At 61.6% G+C, this 17,110-nt stretch carries 16 protein-coding genes; 7 read left to right on the forward strand and 9 right to left on the reverse strand.

Translation table 11 applies throughout. The annotated features are described in order from the left end of the window. The first annotated feature begins 127 nt into the window (after positions 1-127). Both secA and HH213_RS16430 read left to right on the forward strand, forming a co-directional pair. Positions 128-2,911 carry a preprotein translocase subunit SecA gene (gene secA, locus HH213_RS16425; protein WP_169112913.1) on the forward strand — a complete coding sequence of 928 codons (2,784 nt, stop codon included), beginning with the start codon at positions 128-130 and terminating at the stop codon, positions 2,909-2,911. 82 nt (positions 2,912-2,993) lie between these two features. After that, positions 2,994-4,181: a sensor histidine kinase gene (locus HH213_RS16430; RefSeq protein ID WP_110847255.1), complete on the forward strand. Its 1,188-nt coding sequence runs from the start codon at positions 2,994-2,996 to the stop codon at positions 4,179-4,181. A 5-nt stretch (positions 4,182-4,186) separates the two neighbouring features. Here HH213_RS16430 and HH213_RS16435 read toward each other — a convergent pair whose 3' ends face one another. Next, positions 4,187-4,609, reverse strand: coding sequence for a DUF4019 domain-containing protein (locus HH213_RS16435; RefSeq protein ID WP_169112914.1), 423 nt, complete (start codon positions 4,607-4,609; stop codon positions 4,187-4,189). A gap of 136 nt (positions 4,610-4,745) precedes the next feature. Between HH213_RS16435 and HH213_RS16440 the strand changes: the two genes are divergently transcribed. Further along, the gene (locus HH213_RS16440; RefSeq protein WP_169112915.1) at positions 4,746-5,807 is read left to right on the forward strand and encodes a DUF4351 domain-containing protein; all 1,062 of its coding nucleotides are present in this window, start codon (positions 4,746-4,748) and stop codon (positions 5,805-5,807) included. Positions 5,808-5,822: 15 nt separating this feature from the next. On the opposite strand, the gene HH213_RS16445 is transcribed toward HH213_RS16440, so the two are convergent. The 3 genes from HH213_RS16445 to HH213_RS16455 all read right to left on the reverse strand — a co-directional run bounded on the left by HH213_RS16445 (position 5,823) and on the right by HH213_RS16455 (position 9,533). Then, on the reverse strand, positions 5,823-7,781 hold the full coding sequence (locus HH213_RS16445) for an ATP-binding protein (protein ID WP_229263028.1): 1,959 nt from the start codon (positions 7,779-7,781) through the stop codon (positions 5,823-5,825). Between the two features lie 111 nt (positions 7,782-7,892). Further along, a complete protein-coding gene (locus HH213_RS16450; protein ID WP_110847251.1) occupies positions 7,893-8,300 on the reverse strand; it encodes a type 2 periplasmic-binding domain-containing protein in 408 nt (135 codons plus the stop codon). Between the two features lie 15 nt (positions 8,301-8,315). Further along, positions 8,316-9,533, reverse strand: a complete 1,218-nt coding sequence (locus HH213_RS16455; protein ID WP_169112917.1) for a porin — start codon at positions 9,531-9,533, stop codon at positions 8,316-8,318. Between the two features lie 327 nt (positions 9,534-9,860). On the opposite strand from HH213_RS16455, the gene argJ reads away from it, so the two are divergent. The 3 genes from argJ to HH213_RS16470 are packed head-to-tail and all read left to right on the forward strand — an operon-like array spanning position 9,861 to position 12,371. Next, positions 9,861-11,111 (forward strand): bifunctional glutamate N-acetyltransferase/amino-acid acetyltransferase ArgJ, encoded by a 1,251-nt coding sequence (gene argJ / locus HH213_RS16460; protein WP_169112918.1) that lies wholly within the window; start codon positions 9,861-9,863, stop codon positions 11,109-11,111. Position 11,112: 1 nt separating this feature from the next. Then, positions 11,113-11,982 (forward strand): ATP-binding protein, encoded by an 870-nt coding sequence (locus HH213_RS16465; protein WP_169112919.1) that lies wholly within the window; start codon positions 11,113-11,115, stop codon positions 11,980-11,982. Next, on the forward strand, positions 11,979-12,371 hold the full coding sequence (locus tag HH213_RS16470; protein ID WP_169112920.1) for an NUDIX domain-containing protein: 393 nt from the start codon (positions 11,979-11,981) through the stop codon (positions 12,369-12,371). Before HH213_RS16465 ends, HH213_RS16470 begins: the two co-directional genes overlap by 4 nt. A gap of 67 nt (positions 12,372-12,438) precedes the next feature. Here the strand turns inward: HH213_RS16470 and HH213_RS16475 are convergent, their stop codons facing one another. The 4 genes from HH213_RS16475 to HH213_RS16490 form a co-directional block, all read right to left on the reverse strand. After that, a complete protein-coding gene (locus HH213_RS16475; protein ID WP_110847246.1) occupies positions 12,439-12,612 on the reverse strand; it encodes a DNA gyrase inhibitor YacG in 174 nt (57 codons plus the stop codon). Between the two features lie 11 nt (positions 12,613-12,623). Further along, entirely contained in the window at positions 12,624-13,379 is a 756-nt protein-coding gene (zapD, locus tag HH213_RS16480; RefSeq protein ID WP_161056074.1) for a cell division protein ZapD, read from the reverse strand. A gap of 101 nt (positions 13,380-13,480) precedes the next feature. Then, the gene (coaE, locus tag HH213_RS16485; protein ID WP_169112921.1) at positions 13,481-14,089 is read right to left on the reverse strand and encodes a dephospho-CoA kinase; all 609 of its coding nucleotides are present in this window, start codon (positions 14,087-14,089) and stop codon (positions 13,481-13,483) included. Then, positions 14,086-14,958 (reverse strand): prepilin peptidase, encoded by an 873-nt coding sequence (locus HH213_RS16490; protein WP_169112922.1) that lies wholly within the window; start codon positions 14,956-14,958, stop codon positions 14,086-14,088. The genes coaE and HH213_RS16490 overlap by 4 nt, the downstream gene beginning before the upstream one ends. A gap of 155 nt (positions 14,959-15,113) precedes the next feature. Between HH213_RS16490 and HH213_RS16495 the strand changes: the two genes are divergently transcribed. Beyond that, a complete protein-coding gene (locus tag HH213_RS16495) occupies positions 15,114-15,893 on the forward strand; it encodes a sensor histidine kinase (RefSeq protein ID WP_169112923.1) in 780 nt (259 codons plus the stop codon). Here the strand turns inward: HH213_RS16495 and HH213_RS16500 are convergent. Further along, the gene (locus tag HH213_RS16500) at positions 15,876-17,099 is read right to left on the reverse strand and encodes a type II secretion system F family protein (RefSeq protein ID WP_169112924.1); all 1,224 of its coding nucleotides are present in this window, start codon (positions 17,097-17,099) and stop codon (positions 15,876-15,878) included. The two genes, HH213_RS16495 and HH213_RS16500, sit on opposite strands and share 18 nt — an antisense overlap. Positions 17,100-17,110: the final 11 nt, after the last annotated feature.

Here is a 17,110-nt window from a genome sequence, read left to right on the forward strand (position 1 = left end):
TGTTATATAGGCCAATATCCCAATGTACGCCCGGACGCGTGATAAAATCACCGTCTTTTGCCATAGTCCAACTCAGTGCGTCAAGGCGCAGAGCTTTTTTTAACGGCGTTTTTTCAAGAACTCAAGCATGTCTTTTCTGACCAAGATTTTCGGCAGCCGCAATCAGCGCCTGCTCAAGCAATACCAAAAAACGGTACGCGAGATCAATGCGCTCGAACCGGCAATGGAAAAACTGTCGGACGCCGAGCTGCAAGCCAAAACGCCCGCCTTCAAGGCGCGCATCGCCAATGGCGAGACGCTGGACCAGATCCTGCCGGAAGCCTTTGCGGTCTGCCGCGAAGCGTCCAAGCGCGTGATGAAGATGCGTCACTTCGATGTGCAGATGATCGGCGGTATGGTGCTGCATTACGGCAAAATCGCCGAAATGGGCACCGGTGAGGGCAAGACCCTGACCGCGACCCTGCCGGCCTACCTGAATGCGCTGTCCGGCCAGGGCGTGCACATCGTGACCGTCAATGATTACCTGGCGCAGCGCGACGCCGAGACCATGGCCAAGCTGTACAGCTGGCTGGGCCTGACCACCGGCATCAACCTGTCGCAGATGGAGCATGCCACCAAGCAGCAGGCTTACGCTTCGGACATCACCTACGGCACCAACAACGAATTCGGTTTCGACTACCTGCGCGATAACATGGTGTTCGACGCCAAGGACCGCGTGCAGCGCGTGCTGAACTTCGGCATCGTCGATGAAGTCGACTCGATCCTGATCGATGAAGCCCGTACCCCGCTGATCATTTCCGGCCAGGCTGAAAACCACACCGACCTGTACTACAAGATCAACGAGCTGCCTAAGCTGCTGACGCTGCAAGTCGGCGAAGAAACCCCGGACGGCAAGGGCAAGGTCGAGGTGCCAGGCGATTACACCAAGGACGAAAAAGCCCACCAGGTGCTGCTGACCGAAGCCGGTCATGAAAAGGCCGAGCGCATTCTGACCCAGATGGGTCTGCTGCCGGAAGGCGCTTCGCTGTACGACTCGGCCAATATCACGCTGGTGCACCACCTGTACGCGGCGCTGCGCGCACACGCGCTGTACTTCAAGGATCAGCACTATGTGGTGCAGAACAATGAAGTGGTAATCGTCGATGAATTTACCGGCCGTCTGATGACCGGCCGCCGCTGGTCCGACGGTCTGCACCAGGCAGTCGAGGCGAAAGAGGGCGTCAAGATCCAGAACGAGAACCAGACGCTGGCCTCGATCACCTTCCAGAACTACTTCCGCATGTACGCCAAGCTGTCCGGCATGACCGGCACGGCCGATACCGAAGCCTACGAATTCCAGGAAATTTATGGTCTGGAAACCGTGGTGATTCCACCGAACCGTCCATCCGCCCGCAAGGACCGCCAGGACCAGGTGTACAAATCGGCGCAGGAAAAATACAACGCCATGATGCTGGAAATCCGCGAGTGCTACGAGCGCGGCCAGCCAGTGCTGGTGGGGACGACCTCGATTGAAAATTCGGAACTGCTGTCGAGCATCCTGACCGGCGCCGGCCTGCCGCACAATGTGCTGAACGCGAAACAGCACGCCCGCGAAGCGGAGATCATCGCCCAGGCCGGTTCGCCGAAAGCCATCACCATCGCCACCAACATGGCCGGTCGTGGTACCGACATCGTGCTGGGTGGTAACGTTGAAAAACAAATCCAGTTCATCGAAGCCAATCCGGACCTGAGCGACGCCGACAAAGCCGCCCAGGCCCAGGCGCTGCGCGACGGCTGGCAAGCGCTGCACGAACAAGTGGTGGCCGCTGGCGGTCTGCATATCGTCGGCACCGAGCGCCACGAATCGCGCCGCGTCGACAATCAGCTGCGTGGCCGTGCCGCCCGTCAGGGTGACCCCGGCATGTCCCGCTTCTTCCTGTCGCTGGACGATCCGCTTCTGCGCATCTTCGCCGGTGACCGCGTGCGCGCCGTCATGGACCGCCTGAAGATGCCAGAAGGCGAACCGATCGAGGCGGGCATCGTCAGCCGTTCGATCGAGTCCGCACAGCGCAAGGTTGAGGCACGCAACTTCGATATCCGTAAGCAACTGCTGGAATACGATGACGTCGCCAACGACCAGCGTAAAGTGATTTACCAGCAGCGCAACGAGTTGCTGGAAGCGGTCGATATTTCGGAACTGATCCAGTCGCTGCGTCACGGCGCCTTTACCGACCTGGTGCGCGAATACGTGCCGGCGGAATCGGTGGAAGAACAGTGGAACCTGAAAGGCCTGCAGGCAGCCCTGGCTGCCGAATGGCAGATCGACTTGCCGCTGGTGTCGATGGTGGAAGCCGAGCCTAACCTGAACGACGACGAGATCCTGGAACGCGTGATCGCGGCTGCCGATGCGCTGTATCAGTCGAAGATCGACATCGTCGGCAAGGAATCGTTCGGCGGCTTCGAGCGCAATGTGATGCTGCAATCGGTGGACTCGCACTGGCGTGAGCATCTGGCGGCGCTGGATCACCTGCGTCAGGGTATCCACCTGCGCGGCTATGCGCAGAAGAATCCGAAGCAGGAATACAAGCGCGAAGCGTTCGAACTGTTCGGCCAGATGCTGGAAATGATCAAGAACGAAGTGGTCAAGCTGATCATGACCGTGCGCATCCAGTCGCGTGAGGAGATCGACGCGGCGGAAGCGGCGATGCAGCAGTCGCACGTGGAAAACGTCAGCTACCAGCACGCCGCCTTCGACCCGAGCGCGGCGCCGGAAGATCTGCTGGCGCCACCGCAATACGCCGGTCTGCCGCCGGAACTGCAAAACCTGAGCGGCGAGCAGCTGATGGAACTGGGCCTGAAGGTCGGCCGCAACGATCCATGCCCATGCGGTAGTGGCAAGAAGTACAAAGCCTGCCACGGCAAGCTGGCGTAACAAGCCGGACTGTTAGACAATAAACCCGTAACGCTGAAAAGCTTTACGGGTTTTTTATTTGGCAAGATATCGGAGGCGCGTCATGCAGCAGACTTTGGATGCGGATATCGCGACGATCGCGAAGATCAGCGCGGTGCCGACGATACTCGAAGCGGTGGCCGAGCTGACCGGGCTGGGCTTCGTCGGCATCGCGCGGGTGACGCCGACGTCGTGGCATGCCTGCGCCGTGCTGGATAAACTCGGTTACGGACTGGAACCGGGCAGCGAACTGGATATCAGCACCACGCTGTGCCAGGAAGTGCAACATACGCATTGCGCGGTCATCATCGATTCGGTCAGCGAAAGCGAGCAATACCGCGACCACCATACGCCCCGGATCTATGGTTTCGAGAGCTATTTCTCGATTCCCCTGTACCGCCCCAGCGGCGAATATTTTGGCTCCCTGTGCGGACTGCACCGGGAGAAAGCCGAGCTCAACAAGACAGCCACGCGCAATACGCTGATGCTGTTTGCCGACCTGATCAGCCGTCAGCTGGCCAGCGAAGTGGTGCTGGACGAGGCGCAGGCCGCCCTCAGCGACGAGATGAAGACCGCCAAGTTGCGCGAGCAGTTTATCGCCATGCTGGGTCACGACATCCGCACGCCGTTGAGCACCATCATGAACGGCACCGAAATCCTGCGTCTGCGCGCGCCGGAATCGCTGAAGCCGCTGTTGGACACCATGCACCGCAGCAGCCACCGCATCGCGTCGCTGATTGATGACGTTACTGATTTTGCGCGCGGGCGCATGGGCGGCGGCATCTCGCTCAACCTGCGCCACGAGAGTCATCTGGAAACCTCGCTGCAGCAGGCGATTGCTGAGCTGCAAAGCGTGTTCCCGCAACGCCAGATTGTCGCCGAGCTGCCGCAGGGTATTGCGCTGTTCTGCGATGCGCCGCGCCTGGTGCAGCTGTTGTCCAATCTGTTGAAGAACGCGATCATCCACGGCAGCCCGGCGGCGCCGGTGCAGGTGGAGGTGCAGCAAGCCAACGGCATGTTTGAGCTATCGGTGCGCAACAGTGGGCCGGCCATTCCGGAGGAGAAGCAGGCGCAGCTGTTCAAGCCGTTCTGGCGTTCGGACAATGCGACCGGTGGACAAGGCCTCGGACTGGGTCTGTTCATCGCCTCGGAGATCGCCATTTCGCACGGCGGCGTGCTGGAAGTGATTTCGACCGACAACGCCACCACTTTTACTTACCGTGCCCGCATCGCCGGCCCGGTGCAGGCGTAATTCTCTTACTGGGCCGGCTTCTTGTCGTCCGCCAGGATGCCGTAGCCGGAAACGCGCCATACGCCATCCTTCTCGCGCACAGTGGTCACGCTTTCGCGGACGTTGTGGTTGTTCTCGTAGTCGGCAACATACTCAAAGGTGATGGTGGCCGGCTTGACGGTGGCTGACTTGTAGCTACGGCCTTTCAGCGTGCCGAGCGGCAGATGGACGGTAGTGGCCAGCAGGTTCCAGGCGAGCTTGGGCATATCCTTGCGCACGCTTTCGGCGCCGCTGTTCCAGGCGGCGGAATACTCTTCCGCATCCATCAGCTTCATGAAACGCTCGGTAGCGGCACGCGCATCGCTCACCTCCTTGGCGCCCTGGGCGAACACGCCGCCGCTGGCCAACAGCATGGCAGCCAGCACAAGGGAAGACATTTTCTTCATCATTAAATCTCCGGGTAAATGGACTCAGTACATCCTAAGCTGGATTGCCCGGACAAGTCATCCGCATGCGATGAACTGCAAAAAATGGCGACCCAACTGTAGGGTTCGCAGGGATTTTGTATTGCGTCAAGGCGGTCCAATGGCGCTCGGTGATACTGGCCGGATGCCAAACGCCGCCCCATCCGCTCGCTATGACTCGCCTTGGAAGGCGGCGTTGACGCATGCTTTCCGGGCCTTCATGCGCTTCTTTTTCCCCGTGCTGAGTGCCGAGATCGATTGGACCAAGCGGCCGCGCTTCCGTGACAAGGAACTGGCCGGGATCAATCTTGGCGGCAAGCCAGATGGTCTTGTGGCTGACAAGCTGGTGGAAGTGGCGCTCCTTGACGGCCGGATACAGTGGGTGCTGGTCCATGTGGAAGTGCAGGCACAGCGCGATGCGACGCTGGCACGACGCGTGCTCGACTACAACTACCGAATTTTCACGCAATATGCGCAGCCGGTCGCCAGCCTGGTATTGCTGGCGGATGACGATCCGCGCTGGCTTCCGCGTGCATTCCATAATGAGGTGCTTGGCACGGTGATGGGTATCTCTTTCGCCAGTGCCAAGCTAATGTCCTATGCGGCCCGTACTGAGGAATTGCTCGCATCGCACAATCCGTTTGCCTGGATTACATTGGCCCACCTGCGCACGCAGCAGGCCCGGCATGATCCTGCTCAGCTCTATGCAGCCAAGTGGCAGTTGACCAAGCTTCTGTATCAACATGGGTGGCGCAAACAGCGCATAATTGTGCTGTTCAAAGTAATCGACTGGATGATGGCCTTGCCTGAACTGCATCAGGAGCGTTATTGGCGGGCTCTTCTTAAGCTGGAAAAGGAGCGGAAGATGGAATGGATCAGCCCACTGGAACAGGCTTTCATCGACAAAGGCTGGCGCAAAGGCCTGAAGAAAGGCCTTGAGCAAGGCATGGAGAGAGGGCGCGAACAAGGCCTGGAACAAGGCTTGGAACAAGGGATTGAGCAGGGCTTGGCGCTGGGCCGCAAGGAAGGCGCGTTGGCGCTGCTTGAGCGGCAGCTCACACGCCGTTTCGGCGCGTTGCCTAAAACTGTGCGGAGCAAGCTGGCTAAAGCCACGCTGGAGCAATTGGAAGCCTGGAGCGATGCGCTACCGGAATCGCAATCGCTGAAACAGGTGTTCGACTAAGTAACCCCGGATAACTTATTTATTCTCCCGCTGCGGCGCCACGCGCGGCAGCAGCATGCGGATGGTGGTGCCGGCGCCCAGCGATGAGTCAATGCTGATGCGCCCGCCCAGCACGCCGGTGACGATGTTGTAGACGATGTTCATGCCCAACCCGGTGCCGCCCTGGCCCATCTTGGTGGTGAAGAAAGGATCGAATACGCGCTTGAGCACGTCGTCGCTCATGCCGCTGCCGTTATCGCTGAACGCCAGCGCGATGCTGTCGCCTTCCAGCCGCTCGGCGCTGACGGTGATGGCGGCGCCGTGGCGCTGTTCAAACGCGTGCGTCAGTGCATTGGTGATCAGGTTGTTGAGGATCTGGTACAGGCCGCCCGGATACGAATCCAGCACCAGCCCGGCCGGAATCTGCAGCGTCACTTCGCACGGCACCCGGCGCAGGCGTGGCATGTAGGTGGCGATGGTGTCCTGCACCGCCGCCAGCAGGTCGAACGCGCGCCGCTGGTCATTGGTCTGGTCGACCGCGATCTGCTTGAACGACGCGATCAGCTCGGCCGCCTTGTGCAGCGAACCGGAAATCAAGGTGCTGGCGGTGCACACCTCGTCCAGGTGCGCGGTCAGCTGCGAACGGCGCAGGTTGCCGGCGCTGACCTGCTGTTCAAAGTCCAGCACGCGGTCGTGCAGCGCGGTAGAGGCCAGCAGGCTGTTGCCGATCGGCGTATTCAGCTCATGCGCGATGCCGGCCACCAGCGAACCCAGCGACGCCATTTTTTCCGACGACAGCAGCTCATGCTGCGTATGGCGCAGCGTTTGCAGCGTGGCGTTCAGCTCGCCGTTGGCGCGTTCCAGCGCGGCCGAGCGTTCGCGCACCCGGCTTTCCAGCGAGACGTTGAGATCCTTCAGTTCGCGCTTGGCGTTCAGTTCCTCGGTCAGGTCCAGCAGCGCCCAGATGATGACATCGCTGCCATCCTGGGTCAGTGATGACGACCAGATCGCGACGCTGCCGACGCTGCCGTCGGGCAGCAACACGCCGGCAATCGCGCCTTGCACAGCGCCTTCCGTGCGATAGATTTGCCAGATGCGTTCGCGCTCGACCGCGCTGGCCCAGAACGGCACTTCGCTGCTGCGTTTGCCGACGATATTGTCGGCGGCGCTGCCGAAGGTGTGCCGCACGGCGCGGTTGGCGGCGACGATGCGGCCTTCGCGGTCGGACACGGTCAGCGGCAGCGGCGCCATGTCAAACAGCGTTTTAAACCGTGCCTCCGATTCCGACAGCCGCCGCTGCGATTGCTCCAGCTGCGCGATGCGCTCGCGCAGCGCCGCGCTCATGGTGTTGAGCGTGCGTGTGAAGATAGCGATTTCATCGTCGCCATGCACCGGCAGCGCCTTGCTGTAATCGCCCAGCGCCATCTGTTGCGATTCCCCGGTCAGCGCCTGCAGCCGGCGGCCGATGCCGTAAGTGAAAATGTAGAACATCAGCACCCCTAACGCAAAGCCGAACAGGGCAATGACGCAGCTCTGCACCAGCACCTCGTCGCGCGCCTGGCGCAAGTCTTTGGTGCTGAGGCCGAAGTTGATGCTGCCGATGCGGTTGTCGGCCAGCAGCAGCGGCGCGCGCGCGTGCAGGGTGGCGCCGTCGATCAGCGTGCGCGCGCCTTTGAAGTTGGCGCCGGGCTGGCGCAGTTGCGGGGGCAACGGCTGGTCGCGCTTGCCGACAGCGATGATCGGGCTGTCGTGCTCGTCGAGGATGGTGAGATAGCGCAGGAAGCTGTCGTCCGGATCGGACAACATTTCGGTGAGGTAGTTATTTAGTTCGGGCAGCCGTCCGCGCGTGGCGTAGGGGCCGAGGGAGAGATTGAGGGTAACTGCATATTCCTGGGCGACGCGTTCGGCATTGCTGTTGACCGCATGGTTCATCAGCCGCAGGCCGTTCCAGATCAGCAGGCCCACCACCAGGGCCTGCACTACGGCACTGAGCATCAGAAACTTCGCGCGTAGCGATAAACTCAAAACGGTCACTCCTTTTGGCGAGGCCAGGAGCGCACGCGCCTGCCGCGCGGATGGCGCAGCAGGCTGGCAGGGCGACCTGGATTAAGGCAGGGTCAAAATCACTTTGACGGTATCGTCAACTGCCGACTTGTCAATATACCCGATTGCTTTCGGATCGGCAGCAACTGCTTTCTTGACGTCAGCACTGTTTGGAAATTCCTTCGGCGGCGTGGCCTTTCCGGTAAACACCAGCTTGGACCACAGCGCTTTGACCTGCGCCGCGTCCTTGTCCGCTACTTTTTTGTAGAACTCGTTACGGATGGCTGAACCGTCGGCCTGGTCCACCGGCGTGAACAGGTTGGATTTGCCGAGGAAGAATTGCGACGCCTGTTCCGAGAACATGCGCGTGGCCGGATTCTGCTTGCTGACGATGACGACGATTTCGGCCGAGGCCGGGAGGGCAGCTGCGCCAAGGGCGGACAGCAGCAGAACGCTGAGTAATTTTTTCATTATGGTGTCTCCCGATCAGAATACGAAGTCCAGGCCGGCAGCGACCACGGTAACGTCTTTGTTGTAGCCGGCGGCTGGCACGTTGATCAGCAGGCCCGATTTGGCTTTCGGCTTGACGCGATCGACCTGCACTTTCAATGCGACCGATTTGGCGAAGTCCCAACGCACGCCGACGATGTCCGAGGTTTGCTCGGCCGACGCCAGCAGGCCGGTGACGGCGGTGTTCAGGGCTGGCACGCGGGCCAGCGCGGCCGGCGTGGTGACCGAGCTGCCGGCGCCTTTGGCCGAAGCATGGGCGTAGTAAGGCAGGACTTTGCCGATGCGGTAGCCAACCATGGTGTACCAGGAATTGGTGTCCGGCAGATAGACCGCTTCCTTGGCGCGGCGCTGCGCGTACTCGGCCTGGGCCACGATGTTGTTCCAGTCCATGGTGCCGCCGATCGAGGTGAAGGCGATCTTCTTGCCGGTGGTGAAGGTCAGGTCCGACGCCAGTTGCTTGAAGCCGACGCTGTTGAGCGTGGTGGTCAGGCCGTTGATCGGTTGCAGGTCGTTGATGTGCATGTCCGCGCGCGCATGGGCGAAGCGCAGCAGGAACGGACCGTATTCGCCCGACACGCTCAAACCGGCGGCTGGTGCGCGGTAGGTGGCGGTCGAACCGGCGCCGGAGGAGACGAACAGCTTGCCGCGGCTGACGCCGGCGAAGGCCTGGGCCGTGAAGTTCAGCTCGCCAAAGGCGTGCTGGTAGTTGATGTCGGCGCCATCCGAGTTTTCAATCGGGTTCTGGCTGTACATCTCGATCGGCGGACGCATCATGGTGTTGGCGTAGCCGACGTTCTGGTAGTCGGAAATCAGGAAGGTCGGCACCACCACGCGGCCGACGCGAACCGACACTTCATCGTTGATGCGGGCTTTGAGGAAGGCCCAGGTCAGGTCAGTGGTGAAGCTGTGTTCGGTGGCCTTGCGGGTCAGCACCTGCGCGGTGCCGGACAGCCAGTCGTTGATCTTGTAGGTGGCTTGCAGGCCGAGGTTGGTGTCGAGGCCGATGCGGGTGCTGTCGCCGACGCCGTCGGCCTGGTTGTAGCGTGCAAATTTTACGTCGTCGGTATTGCTCTTGGCCACGCCCACGGTGCCGAAGCCGCTGATGCTCAGGTTGCCGTCATCCATTACGCCAGCTTGCGCCTGCATGGCGGCGGTGGCAGCCAGTACGGCAGCTACTAAAAGTTGCTTTTTCATGAGTTCATTCCTAGGGGGTTATTGTCGGTGTGACGGTGGTACCGTCTTTATATTTATGAACAATGCGGGGATGGGGCATTCGGTTCTCACCTTAAATCAGTTTCCTCAAAGCATGAAAGAGGAAAACGATAAACCGAACGATCGTACTAAATTTATGTGGTTTTTCTGCAAAAAAACCTGTAAAAACAGCAGGTTGTACGATATCTCTCCAGTAATTTTTTAACAAATTTGATGTTCTGTTATCGGCGTACTGGTGGTTACTGCCACGCGGCCGGCGGATCAGGTATTACAATAGCGGCTCCTCTTTTCACCCACGAGATCACGAATATGGCCGTCAATTCCCCCCTGCCCATCGCCGCCGACCTGAAGCCCGTAGCGGGCATTGAAATCGGCTATGCCGAAGCCGGCATCAAGAAGCCGAATCGCAAGGATGTGCTGGTGATGAAGCTGGCGCCGACCGCCACCGTGGCCGGCGTATTCACGCTGAACCGCTTCTGCGCCGCGCCGGTGCAGATCTCCAAGGCCCACCTGGCGGCCGCAAGCGCTAACTCCGGCGCCAGCGGCAAGCCAATTGCCGCGCTGCTGGTCAACACCGGCAACGCCAACGCCGGCACCGGCGAGCTGGGCCTGTCGCTGGCGAACGAAACCTGCGCCGCGCTGGCCGCGCAGCTGGGCGTGGACGCGGCACAGATCCTGCCGTTCTCGACCGGCGTGATCCTGGAGCCGCTGCCGGCCGCCAAAGTGATCGCCGGCCTGCCGCAAGCCATCGCCGGCCTGAAGGCCGACAACTGGTACAACGCCGCCGAAGCCATCATGACCACGGACACCCAGCCGAAAGCCGGCTCGCGCACCGTCACCATCGGCGGCCACACCGTCACCATGACCGGCATCTCCAAAGGCGCCGGCATGATCAAGCCAAACATGGCGACCATGCTGGGTTACCTGGCGTTCGACGCCAAGGTGGCGCAGCCGGTGCTGGATCAGCTGGTCAAGCATGCGGCCGATCACTCGTTCAACTGCATCACCATCGACGGCGACACCTCGACCAACGATTCCTTCATGCTGATCGCCACCGGTGCCGGCGCGCTGGAGATCACCTCGGTCGAGCAGCCGGAATACGCGCAGCTGCGCGACGCCGTGACCGAACTGTCGCTGTTCCTGGCGCAAGCCATCGTGCGCGACGGCGAAGGCGCCACCAAGTTCATGAGCATCATCGTGGAAGAGGGTGCCAACGTAGAAGAGTGCCGCAAGATCGCTTATTCGATCGGCCACTCGCCGCTGGTGAAAACCGCTTTCTTCGCCTCCGACCCCAACCTGGGCCGCATCCTGGCCGCGATCGGCTACGCCGGTGTCGACGACCTCGACGTCAGCAAGTTGAACCTGTACCTGGACGATGTGTGGGTGGCCAAGAACGGCGGCCGCAATCCGGACTACAAGGAAGAAGACGGTCAGCGCATCATGAAGCAGAGCGAGATCACGGTACGCGTCAAGCTGGCGCGCGGCGCCGCCACGGCCACCGTGTACACCTGCGACCTGTCGCACGATTACGTGTCGATCAACGCCGACTACCGCTCGTAAGATGTCGGCCGCCCTCGACCAATTCCTCGCGCGTGCCGAGGCGCTGCTGGCGCGCGTGGAAGCCATCCTGCCGCCGGCTGCGCCGCAGCCTGAGTGGGAGCGTGGCTTTGCATTCCGCTGGCGCAAACGCGCCAACGGCCCGAGCTATCTGCAGGCGGTGGCGCTCGTGTCCAACATCGCGCTGGACGACTTGCAGCACATCGGTCCGCAGAAAGAGCAGATCGAGCAGAACACCCGCCAGTTCGTCGCGGGCAAGCCGGCCAACAACGTGCTGCTGACCGGCGCGCGCGGTACCGGCAAGTCGTCGCTGATCAAGGCATGCCTGAACCAGTTCGCCAAGGACGGCCTGCGCCTGATCGAGGTCGACAAGGCCGACCTGGCCGAGTTGCCGGACATCGTCGACCTGGTAGCGGCGCGGCCGGAGCGTTTCATCATCTTCTGCGACGACCTGTCGTTTGAAGAGGGCGAGAGCGACTACAAAGCGCTGAAGGTGGCGCTGGATGGCAGCATCTCGGCGCAGTCGGACAATGTGCTGATCTACGCGACCTCGAACCGCCGTCACCTGCTGCCGGAGCGCATGTCCGACAACATGACGTACAAGCACGACGAAAACGGCGACCTGCATCCGGGCGAGACGGTGGAGGAGAAGATTTCGCTGTCCGAGCGCTTTGGCTTGTGGCTGACGTTCTATCCGTTCCGGCAGGATGACTACCTGGCGATTGTCGGCCACTGGCTGGCCTCGCTGGGCTGCAGCGAGGCGCAGATCGAGGCGGCGCGGGGCGATGCCTTGCGCTGGGCCTTGCAGCGCGGTTCGCGCTCGGGCCGCGTGGCGTGGCAGTTCGCCAAGGATTACGCGGGGAAGCTGGCATGAAGCCGGTCGATGTGGCGGTGGGTATTTTGGTCAAGCCGAATGGCGATGTGCTGCTGGGACAGCGTCCGGCCGGCAAGCCGTACGACGGCTATTGGGAATTCCCGGGCGGTAAAGTCGATCCGGGCGAAACGATACTGGAGGCGTTGAAGCGCGAGTTCGTCGAGGAACTGGGTTTGCAAATCCACAGCGCCGAGGAGTGGTGCGGCGTGGAATACGTGTATCCGCACGCGCACGTGCGGCTGCATTTCTACATCAGCCGCGACTGGTCAGGCGAACCGCAAAGCCTGGAAGGCCAAGCGTTCGCGTGGCAGGGTGCGGTGGGGGTGGAGCCGCTGCTGCCGGCGACGATACCGCTTCTGGAATGGCTGGAGCAGGTGCGCTACAGCTAAACCCTGCAAAAACGAAGGGGTCTGACCCCGTGCGGGGTCAGACCCCGGCTCCGGTGTGCGGGTCTGGTTACTCTTCTTCGTGCGGGTCTTTCGGCGGCGCTGCAGGAATCGCATACTTTTCCTCAGCCCAGGCGCCGAGGTCGATCTTCTTGCAGCGTTCCGAGCAGAACGGGCGATACTTGTTTTCCGGTTTCCACTCAACTTTGGCGGAACAGGTCGGGCATTCAACAACAGTGGTCATGAGAGCGTACGTTAGAAGTTACAAAGCGTGAGCTCGAATGGTACATCATCTTCCAGCGGCTTGGGTTTCAGGTCGCCGCCTTGCGACGTGAAGCGCACCCACAACATATACTTGTTGGCCGAAATCTCCGGAATCGCCCCCTGCGACGCATCCAAGGTCAAGCGCAGCATCTGATATACCTTGCCCTGCAACATCTGCTGATAGCTGCCGGCCACCGCAATCATCTTCACCGGACCGCCCGAATCGCGCAGCAGGCGCAGCACCAATGCCAGCGCATCAAACAGCGGCGCCAGCGGCGTGAACCAGGTAATGATGTCGTTAAAGCGCGCCTCGGCCGGACGCTGCTGCCAGGCGTAGTACGACGGCAAATCAAACTCGCAAGCGCCGCCGGGAATAATGGTGCGGCCGCGGATGCTCATCAGCCACTCGTTGTCGCGCACGTTCTGGCCAGTTTTGCCCTGTGCCGCCACCAATGCGCTGCTGACGCCGTCCACTTCGGACAGGATCGCATCCAGCATCTCGGGCGCCACGTTGGGATTCATGCGGTAGCCCAGCAGCGTTTGGCGCTGGCGCTCCAGTTCTTGCAGCAGGTCGGATTTCAGATCGGCGCGGCCGGCGACTTCCAGCATGTCGAAGATGGTGGACAGCGCGACGTGGTGCTGCATCGGATGTTCTTGATGCACAAAGAACTTGAATTTCTCGTACAAATCCTCCAGGCGCAGCAACGTGCGGATGCGCTCGTTGAAAGGATATTCGTAGACGATCAAAATAACATCCCTCTATAGATGGACCTGAATTCTCGTGATTTTGAAGCAAGCCAAGCAAAATTACAAACGTTGCGAAGGCATTATTGCCCTAATCTGCGAAATTACCAGCGAATTTGCAGATATAAGGCATGTAAGCGCTCGACTTGGGCCTCCAACTCCGCGATTCCTGCATTATTGACAATGACATCATCCGCCGCCGCCAGCCTTTGCGTCCGGCTGACCTGCGCCGCCATGATGGCGCGGACCTGGGCCTCCGGCAAATTGTTACGCGCCATCACGCGGGCAATTTGCACCTGCTCCTCGCAGTCTACCGCCAGCACGCGTGCGACGCGCGCACGCCATGTCCCCGATTCGATCAGCAGCGGCACCGCGTAGATGACGTAGGCGCCCGTGGCGGCCGCGCCGGCCGCCAGCGCGGCGTCGCGGATGCGCGGATGCAGGATGGCTTCCAGCCGCGTCTTGGCGCCGGCGTCGCTGAACACCAGTTCGCGCATGCGGGCGCGGTCCATGGCGCCGCTGGCGTCGGCAAACTCGGCGCCGAATTCGGCGACGATGGCCGGCATGGCCGGACCCTGCGGCGCGGTCATGCTGTGGGCGATGAGGTCAGTGTCGACGATGGTGGCGCCGCGCGCCGCAAACATGTCGGCCACGGTGCTCTTGCCGCTGCCAATGCCGCCGGTCAGGCCGACGGCAAACGGGACGCTGCTCATGGATGGACGATGCCCATGGTGAGCGCGGTCAGCGGCGCGCCGTACAGCATGGCGATCAGGCCGGCCGCCGCCAGGTAGGGGCCGAACGGAATCGGATTATTGCGGCCGCGCTTGGCAAACACGATCAGGCCGATGCCAACCACCGCGCCGACCACCGACGACAGCAGGATAATGGCCGGCAGCATGCTCCAGCCCATCCACGCGCCGAGCGCGGCCAGCAACTTGAAGTCGCCATAGCCCATGCCTTCCTTGCCGGTCGCTAGTTTGAACAGCCAGTACACCGCCCACAGCGCCAAATAGCCGACCGCCGCGCCGATCACTGCGTCCTGCAATGGCACGTAGGTGCCGTTGACGTTCATCAGCAGGCCGGCCCACAACAGCGGATAGGTCAGGTCGTCCGGCAGCAGCTGGGTATCGGCGTCGATGAACGTGAGGGCGATCAGCAGATACAGGAACAGCAGCCCGGCCAGGCCGGACCAGCCGCTGCCGAAGCGCCAGATCACCAGCGCCGACAGCGCGCCGGTCATCAACTCGACCAGTGGGTAGCGCGGTGAAATCGGCGCCTTGCAGTTGCTGCATTTGCCGCGCAGCGCAAGCCAGCTGATCACCGGGATGTTTTCCATGGCGGTGATCTGGTGTTGGCAATGCGGGCAGGCCGAGCGCGGCACCATCAGGTTGTAGCGGGTGGTGTGCGGCAGCGGCTTGTTGCTTTCTTCCGCCACATAATTGTCCGATTCGCGCTGCATCATGATAGGCAGGCGGTGAATCACGACGTTGAGGAAACTGCCGAACAGCAGGCCGAACAAACCGGCGATGAGACTGATGGCCAGGTCGCCAGCAGGGGCAAACAGCAGGGTCGATTGCAGCATGGGGCGTCAACAAGCGTGAATGATCAGGCGCCCAGTGTAAAGCATTGCTGCAACATTGCGGCTGCTTTTTCGATTGCACTACCCCGTCCGGGAGATAGTCAAAACATTGGTTCAATGGCAAGGTGGTTGCTCCGTTTACACGCTCGGAGCAAATCTTGTCGTCACCTATTATTTTGCTGCTCGGGCTACTGCTGACCTGTGTGGCGCTGGGCGTCGCCGGGCTGCTGCGTTGGCGGCGCGCGCGGCGCGTCTACGAAGACCGCCTGCGCCAGCTGGCGGAACGGGAGCGCGTGGCCGCCAGTCTGCACGACACGCTGCTGCAAAGCATGCAGGGTATGATTTTGCGCTTCCAGGGCGTCGGCCACCGGCTGGCGGTCGACAGCCCCGAGCGCGCCACCATCGACAACATTCTCGACCAGGCCGACGACGTGTTGGCCGAGGGCCGGCACCAGATTCTGGCGCTGCGCGTGCCGGTGGTCTATGGCGATAAGTTGAGCCAGGCATTGGCGGCCATCGGCCAGTCGCTACAGGACAATTTCGGCATCCCGTTCAGCATGGTCGTCAGTGGCCGGTCGACACCGCTCAATGGCGACCGCAGCGAAGACCTGTACGTCATCGCCCGCGAAGCGCTGTACCACGCGTTCCAGCATACCCAGGCCAGCAGTGTCGAGCTGGAGCTGGTGTACGGCTGCGAGTTCTTTTCAGTGTATGTGCGCGACAACGGCGCCGCTACTTCGACGCTGCTGGCCGGGCTGGCAGCGATGCGCGAGCGGGCTGCGCGGCTGTCCGGTACCGTCGATGTGCTGACCTTGCCGCAGCAGGGCACCGAGCTGGTGATCAAGGTGCCCGGCGCCGTGTGCTATCAGACGCCGCGCCAGCTGGGCTGGCGCCACCGGCTGGCGGCGTGGCTGCATCCGTCAGACCACCGCGCCTAGCTTGAAGATCGGCAGGTACATGGCCACCACCAGGCCGCCGATCAGCACGCCCAGGATAACCATGATGGCCGGCTCCATCAGCGCCGACAGCGAGGCCACGGCCTCGTCCACTTCGTCTTCGTAGAAGTCCGCCACTTTGCCCAGCATGGCGTCCAGCGAGCCGGATTCTTCGCCGATGGAGACCATCTGCGTGACCATGTTGGGGAACACGTCGGCGTTCTGCATCGCTACCGTCAGGCTGGTGCCGGTGCTCACTTCGGTCTGGATCTTGCGCGTGGCGTCCAGGTAGACGGCGTTGCCGGCCGCGCCGCCGACCGAGTCGAGCGATTCCACCAGCGGTACGCCGGCCGCAAACATGGTCGACAGCGTACGGGTCCAGCGGGCGATGGTGGCTTTGCGGATCACTTCGCCAAACACCGGCAGGCGCAGCAGCAGCTTGTCCATGAAGCGCTGCATTTGCAGCGAGCGCTGCCAGGCGCGGAAGAAGAAATAAATGGCGGCGAACAGGCCGCCGAAGATGACGTACCACCATTTGACGAAGAATTCCGACAGCGCCATCACGAACAGCGTCGGCGCCGGCAGGTTGGCGCCGAAACTGGTGAACACTTCCTTGAAGGCCGGCACCACCCAGATCATGATCACCGCCGTGACCAGGAAGGCCACCGCCAGGATCGACACCGGATAGGTCAGCGCCGACTTGATCTTGCTCTTGATGGCGATCGTCTTTTCCTTGTAGATCGCCAGCCGCGTCAGCAGGTCTTCCAGGATGCCGGCCTGTTCGCCGGCGCCTACCAGGTTGCAGAACAGCGGATCGAAATACAGCGGAAACTTGCGGAATGCCTGGTTGAGGCTGGTGCCGGTTTCGATATCGGCGCGCAAGTCCATCACCAGCTTGGACACCGACGGATTGCCGTGGCCCTTGCCGACGATGTCGAACGATTGCAGCAGCGGCACGCCGGCTTTCATCATCGTCGCCAGCTGGCGCGTGAACAGCGTGATGTCCTTGTCGGTGACTTTCTTGCCGGAGCGGTACACCTTCTTCTTGACCTTGGTGACCATGATGCCCTGGCGGCGCAGCGTGACGTTGACCACCGCCTCGCCGCCGGCGCGCAGTTCGCCGCGCACGGTCTTGCCGGTTTTGTCCTTGCCTTCCCAGGCGAAGACCGATTCCTTGACCTGATTGCCCGCGCTGCGCGATAGTGCCATGATCTTGTCCC

The organism is Duganella dendranthematis, assembly GCF_012849375.1.
Lineage (GTDB): Bacteria > Pseudomonadota > Gammaproteobacteria > Burkholderiales > Burkholderiaceae_D > Rugamonas > Rugamonas dendranthematis.

Excerpts from the sequence above, each read along its gene's own strand:
- HH213_RS16490 (WP_169112922.1), bottom strand. The coding sequence starts at position 14,958 with ATGCTGCAATCGACCCTGCTGTTTGCCCCTGCTGGCGACCTGGCCATC.
- HH213_RS16465 (WP_169112919.1), top strand. The coding sequence starts at position 11,113 with ATGTCGGCCGCCCTCGACCAATTCCTCGCGCGTGCCGAGGCGCTGCTG.
- HH213_RS16440 (WP_169112915.1), top strand. The coding sequence starts at position 4,746 with ATGGCGCTCGGTGATACTGGCCGGATGCCAAACGCCGCCCCATCCGCT.
- HH213_RS16450 (WP_110847251.1), bottom strand. The coding sequence starts at position 8,300 with ATGAAAAAATTACTCAGCGTTCTGCTGCTGTCCGCCCTTGGCGCAGCT.
- HH213_RS16470 (WP_169112920.1), top strand. The coding sequence starts at position 11,979 with ATGAAGCCGGTCGATGTGGCGGTGGGTATTTTGGTCAAGCCGAATGGC.
- HH213_RS16435 (WP_169112914.1), bottom strand. The coding sequence starts at position 4,609 with ATGATGAAGAAAATGTCTTCCCTTGTGCTGGCTGCCATGCTGTTGGCC.
- HH213_RS16430 (WP_110847255.1), top strand. The coding sequence starts at position 2,994 with ATGCAGCAGACTTTGGATGCGGATATCGCGACGATCGCGAAGATCAGC.
- argJ (WP_169112918.1), top strand. The coding sequence starts at position 9,861 with ATGGCCGTCAATTCCCCCCTGCCCATCGCCGCCGACCTGAAGCCCGTA.
- HH213_RS16475 (WP_110847246.1), bottom strand. The coding sequence starts at position 12,612 with ATGACCACTGTTGTTGAATGCCCGACCTGTTCCGCCAAAGTTGAGTGG.
- HH213_RS16455 (WP_169112917.1), bottom strand. The coding sequence starts at position 9,533 with ATGAAAAAGCAACTTTTAGTAGCTGCCGTACTGGCTGCCACCGCCGCC.
- HH213_RS16500 (WP_169112924.1), bottom strand. The coding sequence starts at position 17,099 with ATGGCACTATCGCGCAGCGCGGGCAATCAGGTCAAGGAATCGGTCTTC.
- HH213_RS16445 (WP_229263028.1), bottom strand. The coding sequence starts at position 7,781 with ATGCTCAGTGCCGTAGTGCAGGCCCTGGTGGTGGGCCTGCTGATCTGG.
- secA (WP_169112913.1), top strand. The coding sequence starts at position 128 with ATGTCTTTTCTGACCAAGATTTTCGGCAGCCGCAATCAGCGCCTGCTC.
- coaE (WP_169112921.1), bottom strand. The coding sequence starts at position 14,089 with ATGAGCAGCGTCCCGTTTGCCGTCGGCCTGACCGGCGGCATTGGCAGC.